We start from the raw sequence: 13,106 nt of genomic DNA, 5'->3' as shown, positions 1-13,106 counted from the left end.
GAAACGACTTCCGCACAAGCAGTCATCCGATGTTTTCGAGTGAGTGGCTCCTCTTCCGCTACGGGCACCGACCCACGGACACCGACCAAGGGGTATCCACCCCGGAGTCCGGTGTCGGCCGGACCCCGCCGGCGCTCAGGCCGCCTCCGCCGCCCCGTGGTGCGGCAGGCATCCGAACTCGCACCACACGACCTTGCCGTCCCCCCGGGAGTCCGTTCCCCAGTCGTCGGCCAACAGGTCGACCAACAACAACCCCCGCCCGGAGATCGCCCCCTCCCCCGCCGCGCGGCGCCGGGGCGGGGCGCTCGAGCGATCCTCCACCTCGATCCGCAGCCGGCGGCCGGTCGTGCCGGACCCGATCACCCGCACCGAGAGCAGGGCGGCCCCGGAGGTGTGCAGCAGGGCGTTGGCGACCAGCTCACCGGTGACCGTCTCCACCGCGTCGGCGCACTCGGTTCCGGCCCCCGCCGCCAGCGCCACCTCCCGGGCGGATCGGCGGGACCGGGAGAGCGCGTCGGGGTCGCCGGCCGGCACCCGTAGGCAGGCCGTGCGGGCGGGCACGGAGGCCACGTCCCGTTCCCGGTGCAACACCAGGAGCGCGATGTCGTCGATGGGATTGCCACCACTCTCGCAGAGGCGATCCGCCAGGCCCTCGACATCGACCGGATCGGCCGGATCGACCACCCCGGGTCGCGGTGACCCGGCCGGAAGCGGCGAACCGACCGGCGGGACCGACTCGTCCCCGGCGGCGCCCTCGTCCCGCGGCGGGGCACCGATGGCGCGGAGCAGGATCTCCGCGCCCTCCTCCGGGTCCACCCCCGGACGCTCCACCAACCCGTCGGTGTACATCAGCAGGCTCTCCCCGGGCCCCAGTTCCAGGGTGGTGACGGGGTGCTCCGGACGAATCAGGTCGGTGGAGAGCCCCAGCGGCAGCGATCCGGCGACCGGGAGCGGGCGCCAGGTACCGTCGGCCCGGCGCAGCAGCGGCTGCACGTGGCCCGCCCGCACCATGCGCAGCCATCCGGTGGTCGGATCCACCTCGGCGTACACGCAGGTGGCGAAGCGATCGGTGTCCAGGTCCCGCAGGAACGCGGAGGCGCGTTGCACGACCGCGCCGGGCTCGTGCCCCTCGGTCGCGTAGGCCCGCAGCACGATCCGCAGTTGCCCCATCACCGCCGCCGCGTGGGTGTCGTGCCCCTGTACGTCCCCCACCACCGCGGCCAGTCGGCCACCGGGCAGCGGGATGGCGTCGTACCAGTCCCCGCCGACGTCCCGACCGACCCGGGCGGGACGGTAACGGACGGCGATACGCAGCCCCCGGACGGCCGGCATCACGCGGGGCAACATCGTCTTCTGAAGGTCGGCGGCCAGTTCGTGGTCCTGCTCGATCAGCATGGCGCTCTGCAAACTCTGCGCGATGCCGCCGGCGAGCATGACCAGGAAGTTCCGTTCCCGCGCGGTGAAGCGCCGCTTCTCCCGGTACAGCAGACCGATGACCCCGATGACCCGGCCCCGGGCGATCAGCGGCAGGTAGGCGGCGGCGGTCATCGGCATGGAGGCGATGTACGGCCACAGGCGGGGGTAGCGGGCCGCGAATTCCTCGCGGCCGATGACGAACAGCGGGGAGAGGGTGCGCACGGCCTCACTCATCGGAAAGGCCTCGTCCACCCGGGTGTAGAGCAATTCGGGCACGGGCCCCGCTCCCCGCCCCTCGGCGACCACGTGGATGCGGCCGGCCTCGACCAGGCCCAGGGTCAGGCCGATCACCCCCAGCCGGTCCATCCCGCCGCGGACGCGCAGCAGGTCGAGCACGTCCCGGACGCTGCGGGCCCGGGCCAGTGCCGCGACCGTCTCCTCGGTGACGGCGACCGCCGCGGCGTCGGGATCCGCCGTGCCATCCGCGTCGTCCGCGTTCCCTTCCGTGGTGTCGGCCCTCTCCGCGGGGGAGCCGGGATCGGCGCGCCCCGTCGCCCCCGGGTCGGTCGGGGCCGGGTCGCGGAGGAGCACGGTGCCGGCGTCCCGGACCACCCCGATGATCCACCGGACGTTCCCCGCGGCATCGCGACGGATCCCGCCGCGGGTGTGCACCCAGCGGACCGCGCCGTCCCGCCCGCGCAGCCGCACGTAGGCGCCGTAGCCGCTGCGCCCCCGACTCACGACGCGGGTGATGAGTGCCTCCAGCCGCCCGGCCTCGCCGGGAAGGAGGCGGGACAGGAGGGTGGCCGCGTCACCCTTCCACTCCTCGGGGGTGACGTCGAAGACGGCGAGGGCCGCGCCATCCATGTGGAGTCGGCCGGTGTCCGGGGCGAAGGCGAAACGTCCGGCCCGGCCGACCGAGCGCACGGTGAGGGGTTCCGGCGAGCAGCCCGACGTGGAACGGACGGACCCCGCCCCGACTCGACCGGCGACCCCCCGGGGGCCGGGCGTGTCGGCTCCGTCCTCCGTGGTGGGCCACCCGGCGGAACGGGGCCCGGGGGCGGGACCCGGTTCCGCGACCGGCTCCGCCGGGGAACGGGCGGCGCCGGCGGGCCCGGGATCTGTGGGGTTCCTGGAGTTCCGGTCCGCGTCCATGGTGCCTCCGACCGGGTGAGCCGAGACGGCGACCGACCCCGGGGTCGGACATCACGCATCACTGTGCCACTTTTCGGCGGATTCCTCACTTCGCGCCGGGGTCACCGGGGTGGCCGCGCCCCTCCCCCATCCGTCCGTCCGGGGGCCCGGTCCGCTCCCCGATCCGGGACCGGGCCCCGGCGCCCCGCGCCCGTCCGTTCGGGGGAACCCATCCCGTGGGGGCCGCCAGGCGGTGTTCGACCCCCGCCACGTGGACCCGGGCGGTCGCCTCGGCGAGGGCCGCGTCGCCGGCCGCCAGGGCCTCCCAGATCGCCTCGTGCTCCCGGTGGGCACGTTCGCGGACGGCCCGGTCCCCCGTCCCGTGGAGCACCCGCACCCGCTGGGTCGCCCCGGAGAGCGAGCGCAGCAGCACCTCCAGGACAGGGTTGCCGACCACCGCCACGATGCGGCGGTGGAACTCCATGTCGTGCGCGACGAACTCCTCCGCGTCACGGGCCGCCGCCTCCCGGTCCAGCACCACCCGCAGCTCGGCGAGGGTCGTGTCGTCGATCAGGGGGGCGGCGAGGGCCGTGGCCGGGGGTTCGAGCATCCGACGGACCTGGAGGAGCTGGCGGACGGCCTCCCCGGTGGAGACGTCGGCCGCGAAGGTCAGGGACTCCAGCAGCAGGTGGGGTTCCAGACCGGAGACGTAGGTGCCGTCCCCCTGGCGGGCGACCAGGATGCGCATGGCGGTGAGCGCGCGCACCGCCTCCCGCAGGGAACTGCGGGAGAGACCGAGTTGTTCCGCGAGCACGTCCTCACGGGGCAGCCGCTGGCCGGGAGCGAGCTCCCCGGCCAGGATCATCCGCTTGACCCTGTCGATCGCCTCGTCCGTCAGCGCCATCCCGACCTCCGCCTCACCACCCGTTCGGGGGTCACCGACGGTATCCCGGGTCACCCTCGCGGGCGGGCCGGGATACCGGGGAGGGGGGACGGGCGCCGGTCAGACGGTTCCGGTGGGCGCGGCGGGGCCCCGGGCGTCCTCGATGTCGCCCCCCGGGCCGGCCGGGGCGTCGACGACCCCGGCGGACCCGACCGGGTGCGGGTGGATCTCCCGCCCGGCGACCGCCGCCGACGCGTCCCCCGCCGGCGTGCGCACGCACTCCCGCCACCAGGGCGCGGCGGGGAGGTCCTTGAGGGGTGCCCCCGGCTCGAACGCCTCCCCCGGTCGGGGGACGGCGACCGGGATGTCGTGTTCGGTCGCGGCCCGCAGGGTCCGCTCGACCGGCTCCTCCCACGGGTGCGGGGCCAGGTCGAAGGTGGCCCAGTGGATGGGCAGCAGGACGCCGCCGCGCAGATCGCGGTGGGCCCGCACCCCCTCCTCGGGGGTCATGTGGATGTCGGGCCACAGACGGCTGTACGCACCGATCTGGATCATGGAGAGATCGAACGGTCCGTACCGCTCGCCGATCCGGGCGAAGCCGGGGAAGTATCCGGTGTCGCCCGTGTGGTGGACGCGGTGGTCCGGGCCGGTGACCACCCAGGAGGCCCACAGCGACAGCGCCCGGCGGCGCAGCCCCCGCCCGCAACAGTGCTGGGCGGGAGTGGCGGTGAGTTCCACGCCCTTGACGCGCGTCGACTCGTGCCAGTCGAGCTCGTCGATCCGATCCGCCGGTACGCCCCAGCGCTCGAGGTGGGCGCCCACCCCGAGCGGGACGCAGAAGCGGGTGCGGTTGTCGGCGAGGGCACGGATCGTGGGCAGGTCCAGATGGTCGTAGTGGTCGTGCGAGATCACCACCACGTCGACCGGACCGATGTCCTCCAGCGGGAGGGGGACGGGGTGGAGACGGCGCGGCCCGGCGAAGCCGACCGGCGAGCAGCGCGTGCCCCAGACGGGGTCGAAGAGCACCCGCAGCCCGTCGATCTCGACCAGCGCGGTGGCGTGCCCCATCCAGGTGACGCGCAGGCCGGTCGCCGGGGGAAGGACGAGGTCGGGACGGCGCGTCGGAACGGGGCGGGCGGGGCGACGCCGGGCCCGGGCCTCGCGGTTGAGGGTCTCCCGCAGCAGGGGGATGTAATCCGTCAGGTCGAGGCCGTCGATGGGTCGCTCGTTGCGGAAGGCGCCGTCCCGGAAGTTGGGTGAGGACCGCACGCGCGCCAGGCGGGTGCCCTCGGGGTCGGCTCCGAGCGCGCGGAACCGCAGGGCGTGCCGGAGCCGCCGGAACGAATCGGCGGCGGAGGCGGTGACCTCCCCGGAACGATCGATGCTGGACAACGGACCTCCAGGTGCCGGTCGCGGGCGGGGCCGGAGGGACCCGCCCTCGTCGGGAACGGGGTCCCGACGTCTTTCCTCTTTTCTCCTGCTTTCCATCCTCACCCGCATCGGGGTAACGCACACGTCCTCGATACGGGCGGCGTACGCGGGCGCACGGGGGTCGATGGAAGGCTTGTTCCCGGGGTAAGGATGCGCTCACCGCGCGTCCGGGGGCCCGGAACCGGTCGGGTGGCCCCGGGGTGGGGCCCGTGAGGGGCCGGATCGGACCCCGCGTCGGGGCGGGACCGGTTCGCGGTCGGCCCCCGGGGACCACGGGGACTCGCAGGGGATCACAGGGGAAGGGTAAGGACAGATGACCGAGACGGCAGGTACCCGCACCGCCGGACACGACTCCGGGGGAACCGATGCCGGGGACATCCCCGGGGACACCACCGGGGACGAGGAGCGACACAAGCGGGGCATGGACAGGATGCGGCAGGTACTGGGCCCGCACGCGGACACCGTATTGGGGGACCTCGCCGATGTTGCCCCCGAGCTCGGTCGTTTCATCGTGGAGTTCGCGTACGGGGAGGTGCACAGCTCACCGGGACTGGACCACCGGCAGCGCTCCCTGGTGGCGATCAGCGTGCTGAGCGGGATAGGTGGCTGCGACCCCGCCCTGACCCTGCACGTCCACGGGGCCCTGAACGTGGGTCTGGATCCCTCGGAGATCGTCGAGGCCGTCATGCAGTGCGCGGTGTACGCGGGTTTCCCGCGGGCGTTGTGCGCGATGGCCGTGGTCCGTCGGGTCTTCGAGGAGCGGGGGGTGCTGCCCCGGGAGTGAGGGTCGGACCGGGGCGGGCGGACCGGTTCGCGGGAGCCGGGCCGTCCGCCGGGGGCGGACGGTTCGTCATTCGGTCCTTCGCCGGGGCGCGTCGGAACCGTTCGCGGAGGGAGCGCGCGCCCACCGGCGCTCCGTCCGCGCCCCGGGCCGCCCCCGGGTGTCGGTCCGGCGAATACCCTGCGCTCCCTTGTCGGTGCGCTGCGCAGCCCCTAGCCTGGGTGCGCCGCGCAAGCAGGCGGCAGTTCGCGCACCGATGCCCCGTCACCGGGGCGTCCGGAACGGGGAGGACCTCGGATGACCACACGAGGGCGTCATCGTCGGCACCGACCGAGCCCCGGCGTCCGGGCCTCGTTGACCGTCACCGCCTCCGGAGCCGGTCTGGCCCTGCCGCTGGTATCGGTCGGTGGTGCCCAGGCCGCGCCGCTCGAGGTCTGGGAGAAGGTCGCCGACTGCGAGAGCGACGGCACCTGGGACATCAACACCGGCAACGGCCACTACGGCGGCCTGCAGTTCAAGCAGAGCACCTGGGAGGAGTTCGGCGGCGGCGAGTACGCGCCCCGGGCCGACCTCGCCGGCCGTGATCAGCAGATCGCCGTCGCGGAACGGGTGTTGGACGGCCAGGGCCCCGGCGCGTGGCCGGTCTGCTCCACCCGCGCCGGCCTGGTGCGCGGTGCCGGGGCACCCACCATCGCCCCGGAGCCGCTCACGCAGGCCGGCCCGAAGGCCCGGGCGGAGGACCCCGCCCCGGCCGACGCCGGTGGGGACACCGCCGGGACGCCCCCGGAGGGCGCGGGGGGTTCCGTGCGGACGGCCGGCGCCGGCAAGGTGCCGCAGAGCGGCACGGACGACCACCGGGTGGTGCGCGGGGACACCCTGTACCGGATCGCCGGGCAACACTCCGTCAAGGGCGGCTGGCAGTCGCTGTACGAACTGAACCGTTCCGTCATCGGGGACAACCCCGACCTGATCCTGCCCGGTCAGCGGTTGGCCCTGCCCGGCACCGTCGTCGCGGAGCGACCCGCCTCCCGGGACGAACGGCGTGCGGACCCGGCCCCGGCACAGACCGGGAAGCCCGCCCCGAAGCCCGCGGCGGTCGAGAAGCCGGCCCCCGCCCCGGCTCCCGCCAAGGTTTCCCATACCACCCCGGTGGAGGGCGCCACCGGGGCGTCGTACCGCACCCGGGGCAGTGGTTGGTCCCTGGGCTACCACACCGGGGTGGACTTCCCCGTGCCCACCGGCAGCACCGTGCGCTCGGTGACCTCCGGGAAGGTCGTCTCGGCCGGCTGGTCCGGATCCTTCGGATACGAGGTGATCGTCCGTCACGACGACGGCAGGTACAGCCAGTACGCGCACCTGTCGGCGATCTCGGTGTCGACCGGTCAGCCCGTGGGTACCGGGCAGCGGCTGGGACGGTCGGGCTCCACCGGCAACTCCACCGGCCCACACCTGCACTTCGAGGTACGGACCGGCCCGGGCTTCGGCACCGATATCGACCCGGTCGCCTATCTCCGGCAGAACGGCGTCGGCATCTGAGCCGGATCGTCGCACCGCCGGAACGCGGCACCCCGTACCGCCCCGATCCCCGCGCCCGGGATCGGGGCGGTACGGCGTCCGGGAGGAACTCCCCGACTTTCGCGGGGGCTTGCGGCACATGCCGGGCACACCTTCCGCACACCGCGCCGAGGAGGCGAACGGCCCGGAAAGGGCGGTGGATCGGGGCGTCGGGGGGATCGTCCGGGGTCGCCCCGGGCGTCCGCGGCAAGCACCGGATCACACCCGGCAAACCCGCGCATATGCCCACTGATCTCCCCATCGGCGGAACCTTCACCCCCGCTTTGCTTCCCTACCCGCCCCACCGGTCAGTACGCTCTGCCCGGACTCCAAATCACCGATCTCCGGGAGATGTTGATGGAGCGACCCGACTGGGCCCCGCAGGGAATCGATCTGTCCGTACCGAGCGTCGCGCGAATGTACGACTACTACCTGGGCGGATCCCACAACTTCGAGACCGACCGGGTCGCCGCCCGCGCGGCCATGAAGGCATTCCCGGGCCTGCCGAAGATCATGCAGGCGAACCGCGCCTTCATGCGCCGGGCGGTCCGGTACGCGGTGGACGGGGGGATCACCCAGTTCCTCGACATCGGGTCGGGGATACCCACCTTCGGCAACGTCCACGAGGTGGCCCGCGCCGCACACCCGGAGGCCCGGGTACTGTACGTGGATCGCGACCCGGTGGCCGTCGCGCACGGCCGGGCCGTGCTCGAGGAGGACGAGCGAACCCGCGTCCTGGCCGCCGACTTCCGGGAGCCGGAGGCCGTGCTGAACAGCCCCGAGGCCCGCGAACTCCTCGACTTCGACCGTCCGATCGCGCTGCTGCTCGTGGCCCTGCTGCACTTCGTGGAGGACGCCGACAAGCCGTTGGAGACGATGGCGACCTACCGCGCCGCGATGGCCACCGGCAGCCTGCTGATCCTCACCCACGCCTCGACCGACACCGGTCCGCGCACCGAGGAGGAGGGCGACGCGGTCACCGACGTCTACCGCAAGGGCGGCAACAACCTGGTGATGCGCAACCGGGAGGAGGTCACCGCCTTCTTCGAGGGCATGGAGCTGGTGGACCCCGGTCTGGTGCCCATGCCCGAGTGGCGGCCGGAGGGATCCCTGGACCAGGAGGACCCCGTGGTCTTCACGGGCTTCGCGGGAGTGGGACGCACGGCGTGACACCTGCCCACCCGGGGGCGCCGCGGGGAACGGACACCGACGGCGCCGCGGAGCCCCCGGACGGACCGGAGCGGTTCGCCCGTATCTGGTGCCGCGCCATCTACCCCTCCACGGCCACCTCGATGACCCGGGAGGAGTTCGCCGACCTCCTGCTGGAGCTGACCCATCGGCTGACCGCGGCCCTGCACTCGCACCCCTTCGACCCCGGCCCCGGCCAGGGGGTGGGAGAGGAGTTGGTGCGCGCGCACTGCACCGGTGCGGACTCGCTCCCCGGGATGCTCGGCGTCATCGACGCCTACCTCCTGCTCTACTGCCTGGAATCCCACCGGCTGGAGATCGAGGAGGCACGGGTGCGCTCATCCCGCCTCCAGCACGCCATCGCCGCCGGCTTCGCCCGTGCCCTCCAGGAGCGCACCCGCAGCGAACAGGAGACCCTCTCGCGGGCCGCCCTGACCGCGCAGAAGGAGATCGCCGGGGCGCTGCACGAGAGCGAGGCCCGGTTCCGGGCGATCTTCCGGGACGCGGCCCTGGGTATCGGGATCGCCGACATGGAGGGGCGGATCCTCGACTTCAACGAGTCGTTGGCCCGGATGCTGGGCGGTTCGGAGTACCACATCCGCAGCCGGAACGTGCGGGACTGGACCCACCCGGACGACGCGCCGGAGGTCTGGCGGCTGCAGGGCGAGCTGATGCGGGGGGAACGCGACCACTACCGGGTGGAGAAGCCGTACCCGCGCACCGACGGCACCGTACTGTGGACCAATCTCACCGTGTCGCTGCTGCGCGATCCCAACGGGGAGCCGCAGTACATGCTGGCGATGATGGAGGACGTCTCCGAGCGCCGACTGTTCAACCTGCGGCTGCGCTACCAGGCCACCCACGACGAGCTGACCCACCTCCCCAACCGCGCCCTGTTCTTCGAGCGCCTGGAACAGGGGTTCTCCATCGACAGCGGGTACCGGCGCGTCGGATTGTGTTACCTGGACCTGGACGGCTTCAAAGCGGTCAACGACAGCCTGGGACACGCCGTCGGCGACCAGCTGCTGATCGCGGTGGCCGAGCGGCTGGACGAGGCGCTGGCCGGGCGCGGTCGGCTGCTGGCGCGGATCGGCGGCGACGAGTTCGTCGCCATGGTGCCGGACCCCTCCTCCCCCGCCGAGGTGGTGGGGATGGCCCAGCGCGCCCTGGAGGCGCTCTCCTCGCCGGTGGAGGTCGGAGGGCGCGAACTGATGGTGCGCACCAGCATCGGCGTGGTGGAGGGCGAGGTGCGGGAACTCAGCTCCTCGGAGGTGCTGCGCAGCGCCGAGATCACCATGTACCGGGCCAAGGCCGAGGGCGGTAACCGCTACGCGGTGGCCGATCCGGACTCCGACGCCCGGGCCATCAGCCGGCACCACCTGACCCACCACCTGCCGGGCGCGCTGAAGGGGTGCGAGTTCTTCATCGAGTACCAGCCGCTGATCCGGATGGCGGACGGGCGGACGGAGGGGGCCGAGGCGCTGGTGCGGTGGAGTCACCCCCGGCACGGCGTGCTGGGGCCCGACCGTTTCATCCCGCTGGCCGAGCACACCGGCCTGATCGTGCCGCTGGGCCGCTGGGTGCTGCGCGAGGCGGTGCGCCAGGCCCGTGAGTGGCAGGACGAGGGCAGGGGGGGCCGCGAGCCGCTGCGGGTGAACGTGAATCTCTCCCCCCGCCAGTTGCACCACCCGGATCTGGTGGAGGAGACGGTGGGGGTGCTGGAGGAGTTCTCCCTGGCACCGGAGGCCCTGTGTCTGGAGGTGACCGAGAGCGCCATGGTGCGGGCGGACGACCACGAGTTGAAGCCGCTGCGCAAGCTCTCGGAGCTGGGGGTGGGTATAGCGCTGGACGATTTCGGGACGGGCTACTCCAATCTGGCGAGTCTGCGCAGGTTGCCGGCCGGGACGTTGAAGCTGGACCGTTCCTTCACCGAGGGATTGCAGCACCACCCGGCCGATCCGGTGGATCTGAAGATCGTGGACGGCATCGTGTCACTGGCGCACACCCTGGGGTTGGCGGTGACCGTGGAGGGCGTGGAGACCTCCGGGCAGGCCGACCGGCTCCGGGAGTTGGGGTGTGACTCGGCACAGGGGTGGTACTACGCGCGGCCCGGACCCCCGGAGCAGTTGCCCGTCACGGTGTGAGGGCGGCCGGGACGCCTGCACGCCGCCCGCGCGGCCCTTCCCACCGGCCGGGCGCCACGGCACGGTCGGACCTCGGGGGATCCGGCGGCGCCGCGTCCCCGGGGGAACCCGGCCCTACCCGGCACACCGCCCGGCACGGCACCGCACGGTGTCGACCGCCACGGGGGCCCGCCGCCGATATCAGCTCCCCGACCGGCCCCGCGCGTCGACGGGCGGCACCCCGCGCCGGATCGTCACGGACATCTCGTCGGCCATCGCCTTGATGGTCCCCAGTCCCCGGCTGCCCCAGGACATCGGCTCGCGGGCCATCACGCAGACGGTGCCCAGCGCCATCCCCGAGTGATCCGTGATCGGCGCGCCCATGTAGGCGCGGATGCCGAGCGCGTCGACCACCGGGTTGCCGGCGAAGCGCGAGTAGTCGCGGACGTCCTCCAGCACCAGCGCCCGGCGGCGCACCACCACGTGCGGACAGTAGCCGTGGTCCAGCTCCATCACCCGCCCGGGAAGGGCCTCCTCATCGGCGCCGGGAGTCGGCGGCCGGTCGGTCTCCGGGGTGTGGAGACCCGCGAAGTACTGCCCCTTTCCGTCGATCAGGTTCACCATCGCGAACGGTGCCCCGCCGGCCGCGGCCAGACGTCGGGCGAAGGCGTCGAACTCCGGGCGCGGTTCCCGACCAACGCCCAACTCGCGCAGACGCGCCACCCGGCGCGGGGCGTCGACGTCCTCAGGGGTGAGCAACAGGTGGGTGACGGGGTCGTACGACATCGGCATGTTTGCTCCCGCGTTCGATCAGATGCTGGACGAGGGTGATGAGTGCCCCGGTACCGGAGGCCGCCCGGCGGGCGTCGCACATCACCACGGGGACACCGGGGTCGAGGTCGATGGCCTCGCGCACCTCCTCGGGGGTGTACCGGTGGGCGTGGTCGAACTCGTTGACCGCGATGATGAAGCCCAGTCCGCGGCGTTCGAAGAAGTCGACGGCGGCGAAGCAGTCCTCCAGTCGGCGGGTGTCTGCGATGACCACCGCTCCCAGCGTGCCCTCGCACAGTTCGTCCCACATGAACCAGAAACGTTCCTGCCCGGGGGTGCCGAACAGGTAGAGCACGTGGTCGGGGCCCAGGGTGATCCGCCCGAAGTCCATCGCGACGGTCGTGGTGGACTTCCGCTCCACCCCCTCGAGATCGTCGGTGCCGATGCTCGCCCGGGTGATCAGTTCCTCCGTGCTGAGCGGCTCGATCTCGCTCACGGCGCCCACGAAGGTCGTCTTGCCGGCTCCGAAGCCGCCCGCGACCAGGATCTTCACTGCCGTGGGAAACGGATCAGAGCCGTGTGCGGAGTCCATGCAGGACCGCCTCCAACAGGTCTGGGTCGGTGGGGTCGGGAGCACCGGGGGCGGGATCCCTCGTGGTCACGGCGTCGATGTCCACGAGGTCGGAGAGGAGTACCTTGACGACGGTGGCCGGAAGCCGGAGCTGGGCGGCGAGTTCGGCGACCGAGACGGGGCGTCGGGACAGTTCCAGGATTCGGCAGTGGTCCGGTCCCGGGTACTCCGCGGGCTCCCCCTCGGCCGCCATCACCATGGTCAGGAGGTTGAACTCCGAGGTCGGACGGGTTCGTCCGTCGCTGACGGTGTAGGGACGGACGAGACGTCCGGCCCTCTCGTCCATCCACGGCTTCTCCCCGTGCGACTCCGGCATCGGCTCACTGTCCGGCGGACTGGCGTGCCGGTGTGGCCAGGACGGGGCGGACGCTCTTGACGAGCATCCCCATCTCGTAACCCAGGACGGCGGCGTCCGCCTCGCGGCCGGCCAGCACGGCGAGGCAGGCGCCCTGTCCGGCGGTGGAGACGAACAGCAGGGTGGTCTCCAGTTCGACCACCACCTGCTTGACCTCGCCGTTGTCGCCGAAGCGGGCACCGGTGCTGCGGGCCAGCGAGTACAGGCCGGAGGACAGGGCGGCCAGGTGGTCGGCGGCGTCGGTGTCCAGTCCGTGGACGGCCTTGACCAGGCCGTCGCTGGACAGCAGCAGGGCGCTGCGGGTGTGCGGCACCCTCTGGACGAGGCCGGTCAGCAGCCAGGACAGATCGGTGTTCGCGCCGGCGGGGGTTTCACTCGCCATGGTCGACTGATTCTCCTCGGTTGTTCCCGGTGGGGGACGTGGGGGGCGCGGAGGCGGTGTCGGTGTCCGCCGCATCGGCGGTCTTGACGTTCCCCGTGGCGCCCGGGGGCTGTGCTTGTTCCGCGAGCTCGACGCCCCGGAGGAAGGCGGCCATCAGACCGGGGTCGTGTCCGCCCCGCCCGCCGTCGGGGGCGACTCCGGAGTCGGCCTCCCGACGGGGCGGGCCCTCCCGGAGTTCCGGTGCCAGGTGTTCCTGACGGCGGCGACGCGGAAGATTCGGTCGGGCCGCGCCGGACTCCTCGTCCGGCCTCCCGTCCGCGATGTCGTTCCCGGCGGTGGTGGGGGCGGTGGTGGGGACGGTGATCGGCGGGGCGACCGGGGTCCCGGCGGGCTCCGGCTCCCCCGCTGCCGGGTTCCCCGACGCGGTCGGGGCTCCCGGGAGCAGGGCGGGCGGGTG

The 13,106-nt window shown here is 73.1% G+C and carries 11 protein-coding genes and 1 pseudogene; 4 read left to right on the top strand and 8 right to left on the bottom strand.

The window, feature by feature from the left end:
- Positions 1–135: 135 nt before the first annotated feature.
- The 3 genes from LZF96_RS23680 to LZF96_RS23670 form a co-directional block, all read right to left on the bottom strand.
- Positions 136–2,343 carry a SpoIIE family protein phosphatase gene (locus tag LZF96_RS23680; RefSeq protein WP_233876403.1) on the bottom strand — a complete coding sequence of 736 codons (2,208 nt, stop codon included), beginning with the start codon at positions 2,341–2,343 and terminating at the stop codon, positions 136–138.
- A 313-nt stretch (positions 2,344–2,656) separates the two neighbouring features.
- Positions 2,657–3,454 (bottom strand): FCD domain-containing protein, encoded by a 798-nt coding sequence (locus LZF96_RS23675; protein WP_308294273.1) that lies wholly within the window; start codon positions 3,452–3,454, stop codon positions 2,657–2,659.
- A gap of 99 nt (positions 3,455–3,553) precedes the next feature.
- Positions 3,554–4,816, bottom strand: coding sequence for an MBL fold metallo-hydrolase (locus LZF96_RS23670; protein WP_374203318.1), 1,263 nt, complete (start codon positions 4,814–4,816; stop codon positions 3,554–3,556).
- 361 nt (positions 4,817–5,177) lie between these two features.
- On the opposite strand from LZF96_RS23670, the gene LZF96_RS23665 reads away from it, so the two are divergent.
- From LZF96_RS23665 to LZF96_RS23650, 4 genes are all read left to right on the top strand, one after another.
- The gene (locus tag LZF96_RS23665; RefSeq protein WP_233876401.1) at positions 5,178–5,648 is read left to right on the top strand and encodes a carboxymuconolactone decarboxylase family protein; all 471 of its coding nucleotides are present in this window, start codon (positions 5,178–5,180) and stop codon (positions 5,646–5,648) included.
- 294 nt (positions 5,649–5,942) lie between these two features.
- Positions 5,943–7,181, top strand: a complete 1,239-nt coding sequence (locus LZF96_RS23660; protein ID WP_233876399.1) for a transglycosylase family protein — start codon at positions 5,943–5,945, stop codon at positions 7,179–7,181.
- 375 nt (positions 7,182–7,556) lie between these two features.
- Positions 7,557–8,369: an SAM-dependent methyltransferase gene (locus LZF96_RS23655; RefSeq protein WP_233876397.1), complete on the top strand. Its 813-nt coding sequence runs from the start codon at positions 7,557–7,559 to the stop codon at positions 8,367–8,369.
- Positions 8,366–10,531 carry an EAL domain-containing protein gene (locus tag LZF96_RS23650; RefSeq protein WP_233876395.1) on the top strand — a complete coding sequence of 722 codons (2,166 nt, stop codon included), beginning with the start codon at positions 8,366–8,368 and terminating at the stop codon, positions 10,529–10,531. Before LZF96_RS23655 ends, LZF96_RS23650 begins: the two co-directional genes overlap by 4 nt.
- Positions 10,532–10,711: 180 nt before the next feature.
- On the opposite strand, the gene LZF96_RS23645 is transcribed toward LZF96_RS23650, so the two are convergent.
- The 5 genes and pseudogenes from LZF96_RS23645 to LZF96_RS23625 all read right to left on the bottom strand — a co-directional run.
- A complete protein-coding gene (locus LZF96_RS23645; RefSeq protein ID WP_233876393.1) occupies positions 10,712–11,296 on the bottom strand; it encodes a GAF domain-containing protein in 585 nt (194 codons plus the stop codon).
- Positions 11,256–11,873, bottom strand: a complete 618-nt coding sequence (locus tag LZF96_RS23640; RefSeq protein WP_233876391.1) for an ATP/GTP-binding protein — start codon at positions 11,871–11,873, stop codon at positions 11,256–11,258. Before LZF96_RS23640 ends, LZF96_RS23645 begins: the two co-directional genes overlap by 41 nt.
- Positions 11,851–12,228 (bottom strand): DUF742 domain-containing protein, encoded by a 378-nt coding sequence (locus LZF96_RS23635; RefSeq protein WP_233876389.1) that lies wholly within the window; start codon positions 12,226–12,228, stop codon positions 11,851–11,853. Before LZF96_RS23635 ends, LZF96_RS23640 begins: the two co-directional genes overlap by 23 nt.
- 4 nt (positions 12,229–12,232) lie before the next feature.
- Positions 12,233–12,649 carry a roadblock/LC7 domain-containing protein gene (locus LZF96_RS23630; protein ID WP_233876387.1) on the bottom strand — a complete coding sequence of 139 codons (417 nt, stop codon included), beginning with the start codon at positions 12,647–12,649 and terminating at the stop codon, positions 12,233–12,235.
- Positions 12,639–13,106: pseudogene (locus LZF96_RS23625) on the bottom strand (hypothetical protein); the annotation flags it as partial. The pseudogene LZF96_RS23625 and the gene LZF96_RS23630, both read right to left, overlap by 11 nt.

Source organism: Streptomyces sp. ST2-7A (genome assembly GCF_021390475.1).
Lineage (GTDB): Bacteria > Actinomycetota > Actinomycetes > Streptomycetales > Streptomycetaceae > Streptomyces.
This window is presented reverse-complemented; position numbering and strand designations above follow the sequence as displayed.